Below are 20786 nucleotides of genomic sequence, written 5' to 3' on the forward strand. Positions count from 1 at the left end.
CCCTGTTCACGTCGCACCCGCTTCGAGCGCAGGAACCGGACAGCTCCTGCTGTATGGCGCCCAAAAGAATCTTCCGGTATGTTAAACGATGAAATAGGGAACTGCGAGATCGATACCGGTCGTGGATGCGACCGGGCACACCTTACTGCCAGGTAGGGCCCCAGGGCGACTGTCAGTGGCACATCGATCGCAGAAATCCCTCACCGAGCAGCGTGTCGAGCGGGGCCGACGCGCACGGCCGAGCTTCGCCGATGCAGACGCGGCGCACCGGACGCTCCGATCCAGAAGTTTGGTTCGGAGTCACAAACCCGGCGCCGTGGACGCATCGACGAGCACCGGACCGAGACGAAAGGCTGTCGACCCCGATGATCCCCGCACCCGCTACTCGTGACCGCACGGCCACGGTGCAGGTACACATGACCGGCGCCGAGTGGTTCGCCGACTCGCCGGGTGGCCTCAACCGCTACTTCACCGATCTCTACGTCGCGCTCTCCGCTCTCGACGGCGTCAGCGCCTCCGCGTCCGCGTTCGGCGACTCCGATCTGAGCGACGGCCACCACGGCACGTCCTCGTGGGGACCCTCGACGGGTTCCACGCTCTCGCGCGTCTGGTCGGCCCTCTCCGCCGATCGCGGTCTGCCGAGGAACACGGTGATCGACCGCCACTTCAGCCTCTTCGGACGCCCCACCGTCGGCCTGCGCGGTGCGCACCCGTCGGTGGCGCACTTCCACGGACCCTGGGCCGCCGAGAGCGCCATGTCCGGCGAGAGCGATCTGGTCGTGCGCGCCAAGTACTGGGTCGAGCGTCTGCGCTTCCTCGACGTGCGCCGGTTCATCGTGCTGTCGGGGCACTCCGCCCGCATCCTCACCGAGGACTACGCCGTCGATCCGGCCGCGATCACGATCATCCCGCCGGGTGTCGACCTGGACCGTTTCGCCGTCACCCCGGCACCGAGCAACGCTCGCCCCACCGTCCTCTGCGTGCGCCGACTCGAGCGCCGCATGGGCATCGACCGGCTCGTCGCGGCCTGGCCCGCCGTCGTGGCGGACCACCCGGACGCGCAGCTCGTCGTCGTCGGGACCGGCACCGAGGAGGCGGCACTGCGCAGCCAGGCCGCCGAGTCCACCGCCGGCGACTCCATCGTCTTCACCGGCCGGACCAGCGACGAGCGCCTCGCAGCGCTCTACGCCGAGGCCACCGTCTCCGTGGTCCCGACCCTGAGCCTCGAAGGCTTCGGGCTCATCGCCCTCGAGTCCTGCGCCAGCGGACGCGCCCCCGTCGTGACCGACTGCGGCGGCCTGCCCGACGCCGTCGCGGGCCTCGATCCCTCCCTCGTGGTGCCCGCCGGCGACGTCGACGCACTCGCCCACCGCCTCTCCACCGCGCTGAGCGGCGACGTGCCGAGTGCCGCCGCGTGCCGCGCCCATGCCGAGTCGTTCTCGTGGGAGTCCTCGGCCCGCCGCCACGTCGACGTGTACCGAGAGTTGGTCCATCGATGACCCGCGCACTGTTCCTCGCCCACACCGCGGCGCCGTCCGGCGCCGAGATCGCGCTGCACCGCCTGGTGCGCGCCATGGACAAGACCGAGGTCACCGTCGTCTTCACCGAGACGGGTCCGATGGTGGACAAGCTCCGGGCCGACGGCATCGACACCGTCGTCGTGGACGGCGCGTTCGACAGCCGCTCCGTGACCATCGAGGGCATGTCCGTCCGCCGCATGATCGGCGGAGTCACCGGCCTGCTCCGGCTGGGGTGGGCCGTGGGCGCCGTCGTTCGCGAGTCGGGTGCCGACGTGGTCGTCGCCGAGTCGTCCAAGGCGTTGCTCATGGGGACCATCGCCGCACGGCGAGCGGGCGTGCCCCTGGTGTGGCACTCCCACGACCGCATCTCCCGCGAGTACTTCGGCACGCTGTTCACCGCCGTCCTCCACGTTCTGGGGTGGACCGCGTGCCGCGGCTTCATCGCCAACAGCACGTCCACGCTGGCCTCGCTGCCCACCTGGCGTCGGCCTGCCGTGGTCGCCTACCCCGGTGTCGACGGGTCGGCGGACCGCCCGGTGGGTGCCCGCCCCGAGCAGTCCGCTCCCGCGGACACGGTGCTGTGTCTGGTCGCCCGCCTCACCCCGTGGAAGGGACACGTCCTCTTCCTCGAGGCGGTCGCGGCGATGACCACCCGGCCGGCGCACGTCTTCCTCGTCGGCGGCACGTTCTTCGGCGAGGAGCCGTACCGCGCAGAGCTCGAGGCCATGGCTGCCGAGCTCGAGCTGCCCGTCACCTTCACCGGCCACGTCGACGATCCGCGGGACTACATGCGGATGTCCGACGTGCTGGTCCACTGCACCCTGACGGCGGAACCGTTCGGTCAGGTCGTGGTCGAGGGCATGCTCGCCGGCTGCGCCGTGGTCGCGTCGCGGCCCGGCGGACCCGCGGAGATCGTCGAGCACGGTGTCAACGGCATGCTCGTCGACTCCGGCGACCGCGCGGGCCTCACCGCCATGCTCGATCGCGTCGTTGCCGACCGTGACCTGCGGACGCGCCTGTCCGCCGCCGCGCCGGCCCGTGCCGCGCACTTCGACATCGAGGAATCGGCCCGCACCGTCGAGAGCTTCCTCGAGGACGTCCTGAACACCGTGAGCGTGCGTCATGGTCGGTGAACTCACTCGTGGGGGGTCGCGCGGCGGCCCCACCACCGAGCCCCCGAAGCACCGCCGTGGATCGCTGCACAAGCTGTCGGCGGTACGCGACATCGCCTTCGTCAGCTTCGGCAAGTACGGCCAGTACCTGGTCACGATCGTCACGCTGCCGCTCACGGCCCGCATCCTCGGCACCGAGGGGCTGGGTCTGCTCGCGATCGCGATGTCGGCGTACTTCATCGGCTCGCTGCTGGTCGACTTCGGCATCACCACGTTTCTCGCGGCGATGGCGAACGACGAGAACCTCAATCAGCTGCGCGGCAACTACCTCGCACTGCGCGCCACGGTGCTCGCCGTGATGGGCACCGGGCTGCTGGCCAGCCTCACCGTGGGTGCGCACGTGCACCTGCACATGATCCTGCTCGGCCTCTTCGCCGGCGGCTTCGCGTCGTTCGGCGACGACTGGGTGCTCGTGGCCCAGGCCCGCTTCGGTATCGGCGTGGTCTACCAGGGCATCGGCCGCATCCTGTACCTCGTGCTGCTGGTGACGCTGCTGCCGATGTTCCCCAGCGCCGCGGTCGCGATGCTGTGCCTGCTGGCGTCGTCGGTGGTGTCCGTGGCCCTGACCTGGCGGCTCACCATCCGCGAGTTCGGCCCGCCGAGCAAGCCGAAGGACGTCACCGCGATGGTCCGCATGGGCGTGCCCGTCCTGACCTCGCGGCTGCTCATCACCAGCTACGGCCAAGGCGCCGCGACCTTCTACTCCGTGGCGCTGTCCGCGGCGTCGCTCGGCATCTTCTCCGCCAGCGACCGGCTGATCCGCGCGTTCCAGTCGCTGCTCGACGCCATCGGCTACGGCCTTCTGCCGCGGCTGGCCCGCGGCCGGGAGGACCACTTCTGGCAGAACGCACTGCGGGGACTGACCGCGTGCGTGGGTGTGGCCGTCGTGGCCACCGTCGTGCTGTGGGTGAGCGCGCCGCTGCTGATCTCGCTGGTGTTCGGCGATCAGTTCTCGTCCGCGGTGGACATCATGCGCGTGCAGGTGTTCATCCTGCCCTTCACCGCCATCACCTCGTTCGTCACCACCGCGATCCTGCCGGTCCGCCAGGACACCAAGGGAGTGCTGATCGGCGCCGTCGTCGGCACCGTCTTCGCCGCGGGAGCGCTGGCCACCGCGCTGTCCACCGAGTCCGTGTGGGCGCTGGTCTACGGCACGCTCACCTGCGAGGTCGCAGTCGCGGCCTGGTACCTGTTCCGAGTGCGCATGCTGCATCGCCGCAACGACGATGCGCTGCACGCGGAATCGGAGGCACCCACCGTGCCGATGGCCGTGGTCGCCTCCGATGCCCCCACCGTTCCCCTCGCCGTTCGCCGCTTCCGGGAGGCAAGTCGATGAAGATCCTGTTCCTCGGAGACGACTGGATCGGCAGCAACGCCCGGTCCATGGCCGACGGGTTCCGCGAGGCCGGCCACACCGTGCTCGTCGTCGACACCACTCCGGTCGCGCTGCCGACCCGGCTGTCCCCGCCGTGGGTGTACAGCAAGCTCGGCCGCGGCCGCGCCCCCTGGGTGCTCGAGGCGCTGCACCGTCGCATCGAGGCGGCGGCAGCGCAGTTCCGCCCCGACATGCTGTTCGCGTTCCGCACCGTGCATCTCGACCAGGACCGACTGCTGGCTCTGCCGGCGGGTCTGCACGTGCACTACAGCCCGGACGACGTGTCCAACCCGTACAACACCACGCCGGAGTACCTGCGCCGCGAGGCCGACTGGGACCTCGTCGTCACCACCAAGCGGCACAACGTGCCCGAGCTGGAGTCGCGCGGCGCGAAGTCGACGCTCTTCGTCCACAGCGCGTACGACCCGGCCTGGCACCGTCCGACCGCCCGTCGTGATCCGGCCGAGTACCTCGTCGGCTTCATCGGTGCCTGCCGACCGGACCGCCGCGACTCGATGGTGGAGCTGGCCCGCACGCACGGCTCGGCGATGACGGTCCAGGGTCCGGGATGGCGACGGGTGTCCGCGCTGCGGACGACGTCGGCTCACATCGGCGGCGCCGTGTACGGCGAGGGGTTCTCGGTGGCGGTGTCGGCCGTGCTGGCCAACCTCGTCCTGCTGAACTCGGACAACCGCGACACCCACACGTGCCGCACGTTCGAGGTGCCCGCGGCCGGCGGTCTGTTCGTCGGTGAGCGCACGGACGAGCACATGGCGCTGCTGGAGGACGGACGGGATTGCCGTCTTTTCTCCAGTTCGGGCGAACTCGATGACATCCTGGCGTGGTGCCGCACCGAACCTGATGCAGCCAGAGAGATGGCGGAGCGCGGCCGGCTGCGGATCGTCGGTGATCACCACGCGTACGTGGACCGAGCACGGGAGATGACCGATGCGTTGTGACATCGTCGCCCTGCGCCGCCCGACGGGGGTCGCGCCGTGACCGCCTACACCGCCGTCGCGCTCACCACTGCGGCCATCGTCGCCCTCGTCGTGTCCGCGATGTTCGTGCCGGGTGTCGCCAAGGTGTTCCTGCTGGCGCAGTCCGCCTACTGGTCGCTGAGCTACGTGGCGCGTCCCCTCGTCCTGCTGTGGACGCTCCCGCAGCCGCAGTTCGCGGACAGCCTGGCGGACCCGCGACTGGCGAACATCGGCTACGACATCGGCATCGCCGAGGTGCTGAAGCCCGTCGTGTTCGGTCTGTGGTTCTACGTGGCTCTCGTCGTCGGATACGTGCTGTTCCGTCGGTGGCGCCGGGGACCGCAGGAGCGGACCACCATCGGAGCGGCCGTCGCGGATCCGTACTTCTTCCGCAGCCTCGGCACCATCTACGTGCTGGGTCTCGGCGGACGCTTCGTGTCCTTCGCGACGGGCAACACCGGATCCGCCGGTGAGGTCAGCAGTTCCAACCCGCTCCTCGACTTCGCCGCCACGATGGCGACGGTGGGCGCCCTCGGCCTCATCGTCTTCGCGCGACCGGAGAAGCTGTGGCAGACCGCGGTTCTGCTGCTCGGCCTGATGGGCATGGAGCTCGTGTGGACCGTGATCGTGGAGTCCAAGACCCCCGTGCTCGGTGCGGCTCTCGCCGTCGCCGTGCGCTTCGCCCTCATCGGGTGGACGCGCGGGACCATCCTCGGCGTGCTCGGTATCTCGGCGGGCGCCATCGGCGCGTTCGGCATCCTGCAGTCGCTGAAGGTGGACCCCGAGGCCCGTGCGATCTCGGCGGCCGCCGAGGCCAGCTATCCCCCTGTCGTGCAACCGTTCCTGCCGATCCTGCGCCGCTTCGACCTCCTCGAGGCCGCGACGGACGCGTACTACATGCAGGGCCGGGAATGGATCTCGCACGGCGACGTGGTGAAGAACGCGCTCCTCAACTTCATCCCGTCCCAGCTCCTCGGATCGGAGAAGTTCCAGTCCGGCACCGCGTGGGCCAACCAGGTCCGTGGGTCGTCGGTGGACATGCGCAACGTGTCCGTCTCCCTGGCCGAGGGAAACATCAGTGAGGGCTTCGTGTTCGGCGGGTACGCCGGCGTGGCCGTCACCATGACCTTCACCTTCGTCATGGTGCTGGTCGCCGTTCGATGGCTCCTCGCGAGGAACTTCCTCTTCGTGGTGCTCGGGCTGACGCTCATCGAGTATCCCGTGCTGTTCGAGCGCGGGATCCTCGGGACGACCGAGTCCATCGGCAAATCACTCCAATTGGCAATTCTCGTGTGGATCGTGACGCTTCTCGTCGGCGAGTACTCCCGACAGTGCGCGGAGACACCCCCTCCGACCACGCACGTTCCCGACGACATCTCCACACTCGACCGCTCTTCGAGCAAAGGATCTGCATCATGGGTTTGATCGATTACGTGAACATCGCACGACGCCGGTGGATGACCATCCTGGCCTTCGTCGTGTTGGGAACGGTGGCAGCGGCGGCGTACACGTCGACGCTGAGCTACTCCTACACCTCCTCGAGCCGTCTCTACGTCTCGATGGCGACCGGCACCTCGGTGTCGGACGCCTACCAGGGCAACATGGCGGCGCAGCAGCGTGTCACGTCCTACGTGAACCTGGTGACCAGTGAGCGCGTCATGTCGGGTGTCATCTCCGATCTGCAGCTCGACACCACGCCGGCGGCTCTCGCGTCGACGGTCACCACGTCCTTCGCGCCGGCCACCGTGCTCATCGGCATCTCGGTGTCGGACACGACGCCGGACGGTGCGCGGGCGATCAACGACGCGGTGGTCACCGAGTTCCGTGATCTGGTCAACGAGATCGAGACCACGGAGATCGGCGCGGCTCCCGCGGCGAAGGTGACCGTCGTCGACCCGGCGACCACCCCGGCCGCCGTGGGCGGGCCCGCACCGATGCGCACCCTGCTCATGGGCGCCGTCGCCGGCATGCTGCTCGGCTGCGCTGCGGCGTACCTGCGTGACAGGCTCGACAAGCGCATCCGCACCACCGGCCAGGTCGCCGCGGTCGCTCCCACCACGTTCCTCGGTGACGTCAAGGCGGCCACGCGCACCGCGGACGCACGGCGCGCCGCACTGCGCCTCGACGCCTCGGTCGGCCGGACGACCCCGCACTCCATCGCGGTCGTCGGCGTCTCCCCCGCCGGCGGGTCGGACACCGTCCTCGCCCTGGCGCGTGCGCTCAGCGGACTGGGCCGCCCGACTCTCGTGGTCGACGCCTGCACCGACGGCACCGGAGTGTCGTCTCGCATGCAGAACGCCGGCGGGCTCGCCGATCTCGCACGCTCGCCCAAGCGGTCGGCCACCGATCTCACGCGGCCGAGCCAGGTCGAGGGTCTGAGCATCCTGCCCATGGGCGTGGGTGACGATCGGACCACCCTGTTCCTGGCCTCCCCGCGCTTCGGCACCATCGTGCAGAGCCTGAAGGCCGATCGTGACTACGTGGTGATCGACGCGACCTCGGTGGCGGACGCGACCGATGCACTCGCCATCGCCGTGCACGTCGACCACGTCGTCGTGGCCGTCGAGAACGGCACCACCACCGCCGCGCAGCTCCGCGCACTGCTGACCGAGCTCGACAGCATCGGGGTCGCCGTGGCCGGAACCGTTCTGGTGCCGCACGTCTCGGCTCGCCGCTGGCCGCTGTCGCTGCTGAAGTCCTCCGCCGCGAAGGACGACGTCGTGCCCGCGACGTCGCCGAAGGCTGCTCCCGTGGCCGAGGTGCGCGACGTGCCGACCACCACCCGGACCACCACCGCTGCGCGTCCGACCGCACCGCAGTCCTACCGCGCGCCGTCGCCGGTCCACGAGTCCGAGTACCGGAACGACGACTACCGCAGTGACGGCTACCGCACCGACGGCTACCGGGACGATCACCAGGATCGCTGGGACACCGTCCAGCCGGCACCTCGTGCCGAGCGCGCCGCCCGTCCCGAGCCCCGCCAGGAGGAGCGTTACGACGTGGTCCAGTCGCCGGCGGACGCCGAGACCGACCGCTTCCACGCGGTGACGGCGGAGCCGATGAAGGTTCCGCAGGACGACGCAGAAGATGGTGTCGCGGACAAGGGCTCGACCGAGTCCGAGGCGAGCGACACCATCACCGCGGACGTCGAGGACGTCGACACCGACGAGTCCGAGACGGACGACGCCGACACCAGCGCGACGCCCGAGCCGGTCTCGATCACCAAGGCCGACACGACCACGCCGGCCGCGTCCGACAAGGCGGACAAGGTTGCGCAGGACACGACGGTCACGAAGGCGACCCGTCCCGCGGAGCCCACCACCTCGCGGCCCGTCCGCCCTCGGACGCAGACCGGCCGCCGCACCTTCCGGGTCACCAAGTGACGCAGACCCTTCACTCCACCCGCACCCCGAGCCCGATCGGCTCGCACTCCCGAGAGGACCGAGCACCCATGTCGACAACACCGACCTGGTTCGGATCGGACGGCCGTCGCCTGTTCGGCGTGGTTCACCTTCCCGAAGGCGACCACGCGCGCGCGGGCATCGTGCTGTGCCCGTCGATGGGCAAGGAGCACGTCGACACCTACCGCGGACTCAAGCTGCTCGCGCAGGAGTTGGCCGCGGCAGGCTTCGCCGTGCTGCGGTTCGACTACCTCGGTGTGGGCGACTCGGGCGGCGACCAGAACGACGCTGCGGCGATGGACGGGTGGCTCGCGAGCATCGGGGACGCGGTGAGCCTGGTGCGCTCGCTCGGCTGCACGACGGTCTCCGCCGTCGGCCTGCGCGCCGGTGCCCTGCTTCTCGATCGCGCCGCCGACGCGGTCGGCCCGCTGCACACGGTCGTCCTGTGGGATCCGGTGCCGCGCGGCCGCGCGTACCTGCGCGAGCAGCAGGCGCTGTACCGGCTCGGTGTGGGCACCGACACCGTCGGAACCGACACCGACGACACCGATCTGCACACCATCGGGCACTCGCTGTCCACCGAGGCCGCGGCAGCGCTGTCCGCCCTCGAACTCACCGCGGCGTCACCCGCCGTGTCGCAGTGGATCTTCGCGCTGCGTGACGGGTACTCCTCGCCTCGGCTCGACAAGGCGATCGAGCGGTCGGGCGCGACGGTGCGGCACGTCGGCACGATGACCGAGTTCGTCACGCCCGAGAGCTTCCTGGTGCCGCTGCCGAACACGGCGATCCGCGCGGTCGTCGACATCCTCGACGGCGCACACGACTCCGCCCGCGACTGCGCGGTCGAGTTCACCCCGACCACCAGCGTCACGCACCAGGCGAGCGACGGGTCGACCTTCACCGAGCACATCGAGAGCATCGGTGCGCACGGCCTGTTCGGCATCCGATCCACTCCGGTCGGGACACCGGACTCCGCACCCACTCTGGTCTTCTGCGCCACGGCGAACGACACGCGCACCGGACCGGCGCGGCTGTGGGTCGAGCTCGCTCGCGAGGCGGCGCGCTCCGGTGCGTCCGCGCTGCGCTTCGACCGACGCGGAACCGGTGAATCGGAGGTGGTGCGTGCCGACGAGCACACTCCGATCTACTCGGCGGAGAGCGCCGACGACGTGGTCGCGGCCGCCCGTGCGGCGCATGCGGATCCGCGTCGCGTGGTGCTCACGGGCATCTGCTCCGGGTCGTGGAACGCGGCCCACGCCGCCACGGAGATCGGGGCCGGCGGCGCCGTCATGGTGAACGCCATCGCGTGGAGCTGGAAGCGCAAGAAGTCGACGCAGGGCGAGATCGATCCTGCCGATCTGGGGATCCCGCGGTCGGATCCGGCGTGGCAGAAGACGCCCCGGGCGCGCATCAAGAACGCACTGCAGACGCACCTGCCGTACCGGGCGTGGCGGCTGCTCGGTGTGCGCGGCGTGACCCAGGTTCCCGAGGTCATCCTGCGTTCGCTGGCGGACAACGACGTCGACGCCACCGTGATCCTGGCTCCGGCCGATCACCGCTGGTTCGTCGATCAGCGTGGGCCCGAGGGCCTCACGCGCATCCAGCGCCGCAGCGGCACCGTGCCGTTGATCGTCAGCGCGCCCGTCGGTGACCACTCGGCGTACCACGCCGACATGCGCCGCACGATCATCTCCTCGGTGCTCGCCCGGACCATCGAACCGCAGAGACAGCAGGTCACCGCGTGACCGCGAGTTCCTTCGGCCGGCGACGGCTGCTCACCGGCACCCTCGTCGCCGCCACCGTTCCGCTCGCGGTCGCGTGTTCGCGCGACGACGCCGAGTCGGTGCAGTTCCAGTCGCCGAACGTCACGGACACCCCGGCTGCGCGCAACGTGCGTGACTTCGGGGCGACGGGCGACGGCACCACCGACGACACCGAGGCGATCGCGCGGGCGTTCGAGGGCATCACCCAGGCCTCTGCGGTCTATCTGCCCGGCGGCACCTACCGGGTGACGGCGTGGCCGGCGATGGCCGACTACGCCACCGTGTACGGCGACGGCGCCGATGTCACCACCGTCCTGTACGAACAGAACGGCACTCTGATCGACCTGCGGGGACGCCAGCGCGTCAACTTCCGCCGGATGGGGTTCTTCACCACCGGCGCCACGTCGACGTGCTTCTCACTGTCCGCGTGTTTCCGCTGCTCGTTCGACTCCGTGACCATCCGCGGCAACCACTCGTCGTCCACGTTCCCTCAGTACGAGAACCAGCGCGGAGTGCTGCTGACCGACAACACGGGCGGCACCACGTTCACCAACTGCGACATCAACAACTACGGCATCGGCCTGACGTCGGAGTGCATCCAGAACTACGTGACGGCCTCGAAGTTCACGAGCAACCGCGTCGGGGTGCTCGGCACCGGTGGCGACTTCAACGCCGGCATGGCGTTCACCAACGTCGAGTTCGTGTCGGACAACGACCCGGACACGACGGATCGGCACGTCCGCGTCGACGGTCCCGCGAACGACTGGTGGTTCACCAACGTCTGGTTCGAGGGGTCCGAGGTGGCCCTGAGCATCGGCACGCGCGAGACCGGCGGGCCGTCCCAGTTCGGCATGGTCAACTGCAAGATCTCGGCGCGCACCACGTGTGTCGAGCTGCTGTACTGCCGGCAGCCCTACCTTGCCAACATCATCTTCGATCCGGACCCGAACAGCCGGCCCGCCGAGCTGGTCATCGACGCGGAGCACGTCCCGACGGGCACCGCGGTGAACCTGATCTCGGGCGTCAACGACGACGTGAACGGCGCGGTCTTCCCCGATGCGTGGACCGTGATCGGTCGCGGCACCATGTCGGGGCCCACCTTCACCAGCACCGTGGTCACACGCACCGTGCAGGACGACGTCGACCTGCTGCAGGCGCGGGACAGCGGCGATGCCGTGACCGCCGCCGTCCTGTCCGACGGCACCTGGTTGTCCGACCGCCGCGAGGCGGGCGTGGTGCTCAAAGACGAGTCCAACGCGTACTGGCGTCTGGTGGTGGGGACGGACGGAACCCTGAGTACCGAGTCCCTCGGCACCGATCGGCCGCGCTGACCGCTACAGCACCCCGAGGTTCTGCCCGCTCACCACACCGGTGTTGCTGATCGACAGCCGCCAACTCTTGCCGTCCGGCGACTTGACGACGGGTCCGCCGCCGGCGGAGAAGAGCTTGCCGCGGCCGAGCACCGACCAGCCACCAGGGAAGGTGTTGCCGGGGAAGTCGGCACCCTGGCTGGTGATGAGGTTGATCGCGGTCCCCTCCGCGACATACTGCGCGTTCACCCTGATGAGCTGGGGATTCGACTGTTGGTCGGCGTCGAACGCCACGTTGGCGAGGTACGGCTGGCGGCAGTGCTGCAGATCGAGGCAGATCCCGCGAGCGGCGACCTTGCAGTTGACCATGCCGAACTGCGACGGTCCGCCCGTGCCCGCCTTACCGATGGTGAGGGCCGTCGCCGCTCCCTCGAACCACACGTTGGTGAGCCACCAGTCGTTGGCCCGGCCGTCCACGACGAGATGCGACGTGGTGGTGTTCGCATTGATGTCGGAGACGAACTCGGTGTTGACGATCGACATTCCCGACGCGAAATTGTTGCCCGTTCCCAGCAGCCCGATCCAGTTGGTCGCGAACTTGCAGTTGGCGATGTACGACTGAATGGCCGTCGTCGACATCGCCGTTCCGTAATTGTTGAAGTCGCAATTCACGAACGACGTTCCGCCGGTGTTGTTGATCAGCGACACGCCTTTCTGCGGCAGGAAACGGGGGTAGCTCTGCGGGGTGTGGTTACCGCGGAAGACCACCGAGTCGAACGAGCAGCGGAAGCAGGCGTCGAGAAGCACGGCCAGCGACGAGGGATCCAGCGAGAAGATGCCCAGGTTCTTCAGTGCGACGCGCTGACGGCCCTTGAGGGTGAGCAGCGTGCCCGAGCTGGTGTGCACGATCGTCGTCAGATCGGCGCCGGCTCCGAACACGGTGGCGTAGTTGGCGAACTGTGGGAGCGAACGCACCCGGAACATGCCGGGCGGGAAGTACAGCGGCCGGTTCTGTTGCTGCGCTGCGGTATACGCGGCGGCGACGGCGGCGGTGTCGTCGGCGGCGTTGTCACCCTTCGCGTTGTACGGGGCGGCCTTGACGTTGACCCACCCGAGCAGGGCGCCAGGGTCGGTCTCGCCCGCCGCGAGGGTCACGGCCACGGGGTCGTCGGCCTGCGCGAGGATGCTGCTCGCCGCGAGCGTGGTGCCCACTCCAGCGGCCAGTCCCCCCATGAGCAGTGCGCGACGGTCGAGCCGCGAACCCGAAGGACCTCTGTCGTTCATGGTTTACCCCTTCACCATCGTGGTCGGCGCACCTCCTGCCCCCGCTCGGCGCCTGCCCATACACAAGCAAAGAAATGCGCATTCACGACGCGACGCGCCGCCGCGGGAGACCCGCGATACACGGCGGTGTGAAAAAGACCGACCGCGGCTTCCACATCGAAAGCCGTTCACTGATGGGCATCGTGTTTCGCGCCCGCCCACCAAGACAAAGGCAGGAAAGTGTGTCGCCCGTCACGCGGCGCCGAGCACCCACCGAGGCCGCGACCACACCTGCCAGTACTCCGTCGTGTGAAAGCCCAGCGACGCGTAGAGCGGCACTCCGGCCGGGGAGGCGAGGCACAGATCCTGCGACGGCCCGTGCAGTCCGGTCTCGACGTGCTTGCCGCCCGCGATGAGGCGCGCCGCGTGTCCGGCACGGCGATGGTCGGGGTGGGTGGCCAGCGCCCACCCCGTGACGGTGTCGCCGGCGCGGCACGACAGCAGGCAGGAGACGAGCTCGTCGTCGACGAACAGGCCGAACGCCATGGCGTCGGGACGGCGAAGCGTCTCCGCGGTGTAGACGGCGGCGGCCAGCTCGGGTCCCACCCCGAACGCGAGCGACGCGACCTCCTGACAGGCGGGCAGGTCTGCTTCTGTGATCTCGCGCACCCCGTCGACCGGCTGCGACCCACCGGCGGACCGGTGCATGAACGGCATGGCCTGCAGGCTCACCCAGCCGGCGTCGGCCAGGGTCTGCGCCCCCGAGAGGCCGGCGCCGGCCAGCATCACCAGAGCCGGTCGGCGGAGCGCGGTCACCGAGTCGATCACTCGTCCGACCTGTTCAGCGGCGTCTCCGCCGTGAACCAGGGCGAGGTTGTAGTCGGGCCGGGCCAACCCGCTGAACGCCACCCAGCCGGAGTCGGTCGACTCGAACGTGTGGTCCGCCCAGGAGCGCGTCGTCTGTCCGAACGACTGCCGGAGCGCCTCCATCTCGCGCTCCGACGACCGTCCGATCGGCATCTCACTCACGCCTTCACCAAAACCTTCCTGCGGTACGGAAACTTCTCATATACACTTCTCGTAGATTGTTGTGGCGTCCACAAGAGCCGACGCGGTCGAGTTCTTCCATGTAAGTCGACGATGCATTCGCCGCGGGGCGCGATATGAGCGTGACTGTCTGTCTGAACCGTAGGCAAGGAGTAAACCCTCGTGACGCACCCGTCACCAACCCGGGACACCATCGTCCGTAGCTCGCTGCACCGAGCCGGTCGACTACCCGTCGACCCGTGGACGCTGGGCGACGACGAGAACCTGTTCGACGCCGGCCTGAGTTCGCACGCCAGCGTGGCCGTGCTCGTGGATCTGGAGGAATCGGCCCAGGTCGAGTTCCCCGATCACCTTCTGCGTCGTTCCACGTTCTCCACGATCGCCGCCATCCGTGACGCGCTGGACCATGTGTCCGACACCTCCGCCGCCGTCCAGCCGGAGGCGAGCCGATGACCACCTCGCACCCCGACACCTCGCCGATCGATCTCCGTGGCGACAACCACCGAGGCGACAAGCGCCGCGGGGCGGACTCACCCGATCTGGAGCCGGAGAACCTGCTCCCCCGCTTCGCCCGCCATGCCGAGGCCGTGCAGTACGCACAGGCAGCGCAGGAGGCGACGGCCACCGAGGTCACCCCGCCCATCCCGCTCCGTCCCAACATCCCGGATCCGCGCAGCCGTCTGTCGCGCTGGCCGGCTCTGCACCTGAGCGCGGTGCTCGGCATCGTCCTCGAGTCGATGTTCGTCTCCCTCGCGATCGCGCTCGCGCCGTTCGACGGCCACCCGGTGATCGTGACCGTGCTGATCGTCGTCTTCGCGGTGCTGCCGCAGCGCCGTCGTCAGCGTCTCACGCTGTCGATGCTGGACGATCTGCCGCTGATGGCCGCCATCGTGCTGCTGGTCTCCATGAGCGCCATCGTCATCGTGGCGCCGTCCACCACCCTGCTCACGGCCGCCCTCATCTCCCTGTCCGTCCTGGCGGCCACCATGGCGGGGCGCGAGGCGTCCTACTTCGTCGCCCGTCGGCTGCGGCGTCGGCCGCGCTTCCAGCGCCGCACCGTCGTGATCGGCAGCGGGCTCGTGGCCACTCAGCTCGTCGAGAGCATGCAGTCCTACCCGGAGCACGGTCTCGAGCCGCACGCCCTGCTGGACGATTCACCGATGCCGGCGAGCGTGGCCAGCCACATCCCCGTCGAGCCGCTGGCGAACCAGCTGCGGACCTACATCGACCTGCACCAGATCGACACCATCGTCATCGCGTTCTCGGCGATGCGGGAGTCGGCTCTGCTGACACTGCTGCGCGAGTGCGACCGGATGGACTGCGAGATCTTCGTGGTGCCTCGTCTGTTCGAGTTCGTGAGCGTCACCGGTGAGATGGACCGACTGCACGCCATCCCGCTGGTGCGTATCCGACGCGACGCGCACCGGTCGCTCGCCTGGCGCATCAAGCGCGTCCTGAGCAGCATCCTTGCGGGTATGGCTCTCTTCGTACTGTCCCCGCTCCTGCTCGCCATCGCGGCAGCCGTGCGGTTCTCCGATCCGAGCGCGCCCGTGCTGTTCAAGCAGTTGCGCGTCACCGGCAACGGTCAGCTGTTCGCCTGCCTCAAGTTCCGGTCGATGAAACCCGCGTCGCGCACCGAGTCGGACACGACGTGGAACATCTCCCAGGACGACCGCGTCGGGCGACTGGGCCGCTTCCTGCGCAAGACCTCCCTGGACGAGTTGCCTCAGCTGTGGAACATCATGGTGGGCGACATGGACCTGGTGGGCCCGCGCCCCGAGCGACCGCACTTCGTCGACAAGTTCACCACCGAGATCCCGGGCTACTCCGCGCGTCACCGCGTGCCCGGCGGGCTCACGGGATGGGCTGCGGTGCACGGACTCCGAGGCGACACCTCACTCAAGGACCGTGCGCTCTACGACAACTTCTACATCGAGAACTGGAGTCTCTGGCTCGACGTCAAGATCCTGCTCCGTACGGTCCTGTCCGTACTGCGGCGGACCGGTGGCTGAGACTCGTGACCTTTCGCCGCCTTCTGGTGGCGTTCTCGGTGCTGCTCGTGGCCATCGTGGCCGCGGGATGGCCCGTGTACGTCCACCCTCAGACAGACCCACTCCGACCGGCCGACGCCGTCGTGGTGCTCGGGGGAAAGCCCTACGGGCGCTTCCACTACGGCATCGACATCGCCGAGCAGGGGTACGCACCCGAAGTGGTGCTCTCCAACTCGGTGGGCCCGGACGACGTGCGCATGCAGCAGATCTGCAACGGCACCTACACCGTGACGGTGTCGTGCTTCCTCCCGGATCCGTACTCCACGAAGGGCGAGGCGGAGGAGATCGAGCGCCGCGCCGCCGCGGAGAACTGGAAACACATCATCGTGGTCACCTACACGCCGCACCTGTCTCGGTCGCGCTACATCGTCCAGCAGTGCTTCGACGGCGAGGTCACCATGTCTCCCAACCCCACTCAGGAGGGGATCGGAGAGTGGATCGGCAGCTACATCTATCAGACTGCCGGCTACATCAAGGCTGCACTCGACAGCGAGTGCTCGTGACCGTGGCCTGAGGCCCGGACACGCGACGAACACGAACGCCGTAGTGCGGCATCGCTGCGATGCGATGCCGTCGGGGGCTACGGCGCTCGTGTTCGACGACGTTCACAGCAGGACAACGACTTTCGCTGCCACCGGAAGGATCAGAACCCGGGAATCAGACCCGGTGGGATCTGGATGCCGGGCGGCAGCTGCACACCGGGGAGACCCGGGATGGTCGGCGGAGCAGGCGCGGGAGCAGGCGCCACGTCGGGAACCTCGACGGCCGGAGCGGGCGCCTCCACCGGAGCCGGAGCGACCGGGGGAACGGTGGTGGTGGTCGGCGGCACCGTGGTGGTGGTCCGTGTGGTGGTCGCCGTCGTCGTGGACGGTGCGTCCGAACTCGACGTTCCCGCCTGATCGGCCGGGGTGACGTCGGCGGTGGACTGCGACGGCGTCGCGCCGTACCCGAGCGCGAGCCCGACGGCAGCGATCACCGCGAGACCGACGGCCGCGATGAGCGGCAGCCGTGGGCGTGACGAACGCTGTTCCGGCGCTGCGGAACCGGACCCGGAGAGCCACGAGGGAGTCTCCGCCGCGCGCGGATCCGCCACGTCGGGGCGATGCTCCGAGTCGCGAGCCGCATGGTCGATGTCGCGCGCGGAGTGCTCACGGCTCTCCACGTCGCTGTAGGCCATGGTCTCCGCGGACGGTGCGCTGAGCGCCTTCTCCGGCGCCGGTGCGTCCGGCGTGCGCGGCTCGACCGGCCCGGCGACCACGGGAGCGGACACCAGCGGTGCCGCGACGGTCGGAGCGGGAGCAGCGGGACGAGGGGCGGCCATCGGGACGGGACCGGAGTTCGACTGGCCGTCCACGGGAGTCGCGGACAGTGCCGCACCCTTCGCGGCGACCAGCTCGGGCTCCGCGGGCGTGATGGTGGGGAGACCGACCCAGCCCGCGAGCGTCGCCCGGACCAGGGGGATGCGGGATCCGCCGCCGATCATGACGAGAGCCTCGACGGGGCGGCCGGCGCGCGTGATGACATCGCGGGTGAGCCGCGCGGACTGCTCGATGGGGACGGCGACCATCGACTCGAACGCCTCGCGGGACAGCAGGATGAGCCCGCCGATACCCGGCAGGCACACGGCGCCGCTCGAGGAGAGTTGTTCCTTGGCCACGCGGCACCGGAGCTCGAACTCGCGTCCGTCCACGTCGTCCAGGCCGCTCTGCTGGCGGCCGATCTGGTTGTCGCGGATGGTGGCGTCGAACATGTTGCCGCTGACGGCGAAGCTGCGCTCGGAGGCGAGCACCTGCCCGTTGTCGAGGTCGACGACGGTGACGCTGAGACCCGAGCTGCCCAGGTCGTACAACCCGACGACGTGGAGCCCGTCGAGGTCGCCCGTGGACCGCAGGAACTGCACGGCGGCATGCACTTCGGGGACGAGGCGGTAGTTGACGATGTGCTGGCGGGCCATGGCCCGGGCGACGGCGCCGGCCTGCGCGTCGTCGCGGTAGGCGACGCCGGTGGCGGAGATCGACTCGGGGTCGGCGGGGTCGGCGAGGATGACGCCGATGGACTCGGCCGCGAGCTGCTCGGCCTGGTCGAAGGTGGTGTCGATGGCGCGGTGACGGAAGGCGGCCTCGACGCCCGCGCGCAGCCCCTGAACGGGCCTGGCCAAGCGCACGGCACTGGTGCCCACCGACACTCCCAGTACTGTCATGAGCCGCCTTGTCCGGACCGATGTACCGCACGACGAGCGCGTGCGATCACAGAGTGTAACCAGGCCGCGCCATCGCCGTCACATCGGCTGTTATGACCTGACAAACGGGGTAGGCGTCCACTTTGTCCGGAGGCCGGTCACGCGTAGGGCATGCGGGCGGTCTCCGGATCGCCGAACGTGACCGCTCGCTCGCGTCTGGTTCCCGAGGCGAGGGTCGCGGCCCAGTTGATCAAGGTGCCGGCACGGTTGCGTCGACCCGAGAGGAACGCGATGTGGATCGCGCCCCACGCGGCCCACCCGGCGAAGCCCGAGAGCTGGATGGGGCCCGCCTGCAGCAGGGCGTGCCGACGCGCGATGTAGGCCGCGCTACCGAGATCGTGGTACTTGAACGGCGACGACGCGCGCGTCCCGTTCTCGATGGTCTTGGCGATCATCGCGCCCGCGTGGCGGCCGCCCTGCATGGCGACCTCCGCGACGCCGGGCAGATCGTTCAGCGCGGCCACGTCGCCCACGACGTACACGGTGGGGTGCCCCGCGACCGAGAGGTCCTTCTCCACCGGGATGCGTCCGCCACGCGCCTGCGTGACGCCCAGTGCCGACGCCAGGGTGCCGGCGAACGGCACCGCCTCGACGCCCGCGGTCCACAGCACGGTGTGGGTGTCGTACGTCGTCTTCTGCTTGTCCGACTTGCGGGTGACCTCGATGTGGTCGGCCGTCACGTCGGTCACGTGGACCCCGAGGTGGGTCTCCACCCCGATGTGGTCGAGGGTCTTCTGAGCCTTTGCCGACAGCTTGGCGTCGAACGACTCGAGGACGCGGTCACCGCCGTGGAACAGCAGCACCCGCGCCTCGCTCGGGTCGATCGAGCGGAACTCGTGCTCGAGCGCCCCGACGGCGAGCTCACGGATCTGCCCGGCGATCTCGACGCCGGTGGGGCCGCCACCGGACACCGCGAACGTGAGCCACGGCCGGCGCTCCTCGGGAGTGGGCAGCGACTCGGCCATCTCGAACGCGCTGATGAGCTTGCGGCGGATCGCCAGCGCGTCGTCGACGGTCTTCATGCCGGGCGCGTACTTCGCGAACTCCTCGTTGCCGTGATAGCTCTGCCGCATGCCGGCGGCGAACACGAGGTAGTCGAAGGGGAGCTCGAACGTCGACCCGTCGATGCGCGACGCGGTGAGACGTCGCTTCTCGAGATCGATGCCCGACGCCTCCCCGAGCGCGACGTGGGTGTTCTTCTGTCGACGCAGGAGGTGCCGCAGCGGCGAGGTGATGGATCCCTCGGACAGCAGGCCGGTGGCGCACTGGTAGAGCAGCGGTTGGAAGACGTGCGAGGTGCCGCGGTCGATCACGGTGACGTCGCCGTCGATGTGGCGCAGTCGCCGGGCGGCGTACAGCCCGCCGAATCCGCCGCCGACGACGACGACGCTCGGGCGCTGTCGTGAGAGTTCATCAGCCATGCTCGAAATCCTGCCACGCGAGGCCGCAGCGCTGTAACGAAGCGGGGCGTCGTCACGAACCTGTGAGTAGGTTTACCTTTCACCATTCTTCCCAGCCGAGAGTTGCCAGTCGATGTTCCGTGTTGTGGGCGAGTGGTGGAGTCGACCCTTCGACTACTCCGCGATGCCCGGCTACATGGCGCAGCGCGGACTGCAGCGGCCCTACCGCCGCATGATGGCCGCAGTGGTGCTCATGGTGGTGCTCGCCGGTTCCCTGCTGCTCTTCACCAGCGGGGCACCTCCCTCATCTGCCGCCCGCGCCGTGTTCATCGCGTGCCTGGTCACGGGCGCAGTGTCGGCGCTGCTGTGGCTCCGCGGGACGTGGCCGACTCGTCGACAATCCCTCGTCTTCCTGTTCGGCGACGACGTGGCGCTGGTGGTGGGGCTGTCGATGCTGGCCGACGTGCAGGCCTCGTTCACCGTGTCCGTGGTGTTCGCCCTGCTCGGCATCTACTGCGGCTACTTCCACTCGATCCGCACGCTCGTGGCGCACATCGCGCTGACGGTGGCCGTGTCGCTCTACTTCTTCGGCTCGGCCGCCGCGGAGGGCGACAGCGACGTGGCGTACCTGTCCGTCCTGCTGGTCGTCCAGCTGGCACTGTTCCTTCTTGCACCGCTGCTCTCGCAGATCCCGCTGTCGAACCTGCGGGACGACGCGTACCAGTCGGGCACCGATCCACTGACCGGGGCGCTGAACCGTCGGGGGCTGAGCGCGGTGGTGCACGCGCCATTGCTGGCGGCGGCACGTCACGACGAGGTGGTGGCGATGATGGTGATCGACCTCGACAGGTTCAAGTCGGTCAACGACCGCGTGGGCCACGAGGGCGGCGACGAGGTGTTGCGACGTGTCTCCGAACGGTTGCAGACCAGTACGACCACCTGGGCGTATGTCGCCCGTCTCGGCGGCGAGGAGTTCTGCGTCGTCGGGATCGTGTCGTGGGCGGAGATGCGGAACCGTCTCGACGACGTCCACGCCGCCGTCCGGTGCGACGCCGACGAGGTACCGGTCACGGCGAGTGCCGGAGTGGCGTGGATCCCCGGCAGCCGGTGGACCCGCAACGCCGACGACGTCGAACTGCTGATCCGCCGCGCCGACCGTCTGATGTACGAGGCGAAGCGCGCGGGAGGGGACAGCCTGCGGTTCGACGACCAGGCGTACACCACGACGGACAACGCGCGCACCTGACACCGGGGCGGACCTACACTCC

16 protein-coding genes are annotated in these 20786 nt (G+C 69.3%); 12 read left to right on the forward strand and 4 right to left on the reverse strand.

Annotated features, from left to right (window positions below):
- The first annotated feature begins 416 nt into the window (after nucleotides 1-416).
- The 8 genes from OG947_RS08070 (at nucleotide 417) to OG947_RS08105 (ending at nucleotide 11539) form a co-directional block, all read left to right on the forward strand.
- A complete protein-coding gene (locus tag OG947_RS08070) occupies nucleotides 417-1499 on the forward strand; it encodes a glycosyltransferase family 4 protein (RefSeq protein WP_027506964.1) in 1083 nt (360 codons plus the stop codon).
- On the forward strand, nucleotides 1496-2653 hold the full coding sequence (locus OG947_RS08075; protein WP_328813629.1) for a glycosyltransferase family 4 protein: 1158 nt from the start codon (nucleotides 1496-1498) through the stop codon (nucleotides 2651-2653). Before OG947_RS08070 ends, OG947_RS08075 begins: the two co-directional genes overlap by 4 nt.
- Nucleotides 2643-4028, forward strand: a complete 1386-nt coding sequence (locus OG947_RS08080) for a lipopolysaccharide biosynthesis protein (protein ID WP_222640702.1) — start codon at nucleotides 2643-2645, stop codon at nucleotides 4026-4028. Before OG947_RS08075 ends, OG947_RS08080 begins: the two co-directional genes overlap by 11 nt.
- A complete protein-coding gene (locus OG947_RS08085) occupies nucleotides 4025-5026 on the forward strand; it encodes a CgeB family protein (RefSeq protein ID WP_328813631.1) in 1002 nt (333 codons plus the stop codon). Before OG947_RS08080 ends, OG947_RS08085 begins: the two co-directional genes overlap by 4 nt.
- Nucleotides 5027-5062: 36 nt before the next feature.
- Complete coding sequence (locus OG947_RS08090; RefSeq protein WP_051613634.1) at nucleotides 5063-6469, forward strand: hypothetical protein; 1407 nt, start codon at nucleotides 5063-5065, stop codon at nucleotides 6467-6469.
- Nucleotides 6460-8427 carry a Wzz/FepE/Etk N-terminal domain-containing protein gene (locus tag OG947_RS08095; protein ID WP_328813632.1) on the forward strand — a complete coding sequence of 656 codons (1968 nt, stop codon included), beginning with the start codon at nucleotides 6460-6462 and terminating at the stop codon, nucleotides 8425-8427. The genes OG947_RS08090 and OG947_RS08095 overlap by 10 nt, the downstream gene beginning before the upstream one ends.
- 68 nt (nucleotides 8428-8495) lie before the next feature.
- Complete coding sequence (locus tag OG947_RS08100; RefSeq protein WP_156380614.1) at nucleotides 8496-10190, forward strand: alpha/beta fold hydrolase; 1695 nt, start codon at nucleotides 8496-8498, stop codon at nucleotides 10188-10190.
- Nucleotides 10187-11539 (forward strand): glycosyl hydrolase family 28-related protein, encoded by a 1353-nt coding sequence (locus tag OG947_RS08105; RefSeq protein WP_027506969.1) that lies wholly within the window; start codon nucleotides 10187-10189, stop codon nucleotides 11537-11539. Before OG947_RS08100 ends, OG947_RS08105 begins: the two co-directional genes overlap by 4 nt.
- 3 nt (nucleotides 11540-11542) lie before the next feature.
- Here the strand turns inward: OG947_RS08105 and OG947_RS08110 are convergent, their stop codons facing one another.
- Together OG947_RS08110 and OG947_RS08115 are read right to left on the reverse strand one after the other, a co-directional pair.
- Entirely contained in the window at nucleotides 11543-12802 is a 1260-nt protein-coding gene (locus OG947_RS08110; RefSeq protein ID WP_231476457.1) for a glycosyl hydrolase family 28-related protein, read from the reverse strand.
- Nucleotides 12803-13033: 231 nt separating this feature from the next.
- Nucleotides 13034-13810, reverse strand: a complete 777-nt coding sequence (locus OG947_RS08115; RefSeq protein WP_222640710.1) for a GNAT family N-acetyltransferase — start codon at nucleotides 13808-13810, stop codon at nucleotides 13034-13036.
- Between the two features lie 180 nt (nucleotides 13811-13990).
- Between OG947_RS08115 and OG947_RS08120 the strand changes: the two genes are divergently transcribed.
- The 3 genes from OG947_RS08120 to OG947_RS08130 are packed head-to-tail and all read left to right on the forward strand — an operon-like array spanning nucleotide 13991 to nucleotide 16382.
- Complete coding sequence (locus tag OG947_RS08120) at nucleotides 13991-14281, forward strand: phosphopantetheine-binding protein (protein WP_285187499.1); 291 nt, start codon at nucleotides 13991-13993, stop codon at nucleotides 14279-14281.
- On the forward strand, nucleotides 14278-15840 hold the full coding sequence (locus OG947_RS08125; protein ID WP_222650760.1) for a sugar transferase: 1563 nt from the start codon (nucleotides 14278-14280) through the stop codon (nucleotides 15838-15840). The genes OG947_RS08120 and OG947_RS08125 overlap by 4 nt, the downstream gene beginning before the upstream one ends.
- A gap of 5 nt (nucleotides 15841-15845) precedes the next feature.
- Nucleotides 15846-16382, forward strand: a complete 537-nt coding sequence (locus OG947_RS08130) for a YdcF family protein (protein ID WP_328810703.1) — start codon at nucleotides 15846-15848, stop codon at nucleotides 16380-16382.
- A gap of 140 nt (nucleotides 16383-16522) precedes the next feature.
- Here the strand turns inward: OG947_RS08130 and OG947_RS08135 are convergent, their stop codons facing one another.
- Both OG947_RS08135 and OG947_RS08140 read right to left on the reverse strand, forming a co-directional pair.
- A complete protein-coding gene (locus tag OG947_RS08135) occupies nucleotides 16523-18079 on the reverse strand; it encodes an Hsp70 family protein (RefSeq protein ID WP_328813633.1) in 1557 nt (518 codons plus the stop codon).
- Nucleotides 18080-18216: 137 nt separating this feature from the next.
- Complete coding sequence (locus OG947_RS08140; RefSeq protein WP_328813634.1) at nucleotides 18217-19539, reverse strand: NAD(P)/FAD-dependent oxidoreductase; 1323 nt, start codon at nucleotides 19537-19539, stop codon at nucleotides 18217-18219.
- Nucleotides 19540-19651: 112 nt separating this feature from the next.
- On the opposite strand from OG947_RS08140, the gene OG947_RS08145 reads away from it, so the two are divergent.
- Nucleotides 19652-20764 (forward strand): GGDEF domain-containing protein, encoded by a 1113-nt coding sequence (locus tag OG947_RS08145; RefSeq protein ID WP_328813635.1) that lies wholly within the window; start codon nucleotides 19652-19654, stop codon nucleotides 20762-20764.
- The last annotated feature ends 22 nt before the right edge of the window (nucleotides 20765-20786 follow it).

The sequence above is a fragment of the Rhodococcus sp. NBC_00297 genome (genome assembly GCF_036173065.1).
Lineage (GTDB): Bacteria > Actinomycetota > Actinomycetes > Mycobacteriales > Mycobacteriaceae > Rhodococcoides.

Bases quoted from the DNA above. Each gene is read 5' to 3' on its own strand.
- OG947_RS08070 (WP_027506964.1), top strand. From the start codon at position 417: ATGACCGGCGCCGAGTGGTTCGCCGACTCGCCGGGTGGCCTCAACCGC.
- OG947_RS08075 (WP_328813629.1), top strand. From the start codon at position 1,496: ATGACCCGCGCACTGTTCCTCGCCCACACCGCGGCGCCGTCCGGCGCC.
- OG947_RS08080 (WP_222640702.1), top strand. From the start codon at position 2,643: ATGGTCGGTGAACTCACTCGTGGGGGGTCGCGCGGCGGCCCCACCACC.
- OG947_RS08085 (WP_328813631.1), top strand. From the start codon at position 4,025: ATGAAGATCCTGTTCCTCGGAGACGACTGGATCGGCAGCAACGCCCGG.
- OG947_RS08095 (WP_328813632.1), top strand. From the start codon at position 6,460: ATGGGTTTGATCGATTACGTGAACATCGCACGACGCCGGTGGATGACC.
- OG947_RS08100 (WP_156380614.1), top strand. From the start codon at position 8,496: ATGTCGACAACACCGACCTGGTTCGGATCGGACGGCCGTCGCCTGTTC.
- OG947_RS08110 (WP_231476457.1), bottom strand. From the start codon at position 12,802: ATGAACGACAGAGGTCCTTCGGGTTCGCGGCTCGACCGTCGCGCACTG.
- OG947_RS08125 (WP_222650760.1), top strand. From the start codon at position 14,278: ATGACCACCTCGCACCCCGACACCTCGCCGATCGATCTCCGTGGCGAC.
- OG947_RS08135 (WP_328813633.1), bottom strand. From the start codon at position 18,079: ATGACAGTACTGGGAGTGTCGGTGGGCACCAGTGCCGTGCGCTTGGCC.
- OG947_RS08140 (WP_328813634.1), bottom strand. From the start codon at position 19,539: ATGGCTGATGAACTCTCACGACAGCGCCCGAGCGTCGTCGTCGTCGGC.
- OG947_RS08145 (WP_328813635.1), top strand. From the start codon at position 19,652: ATGTTCCGTGTTGTGGGCGAGTGGTGGAGTCGACCCTTCGACTACTCC.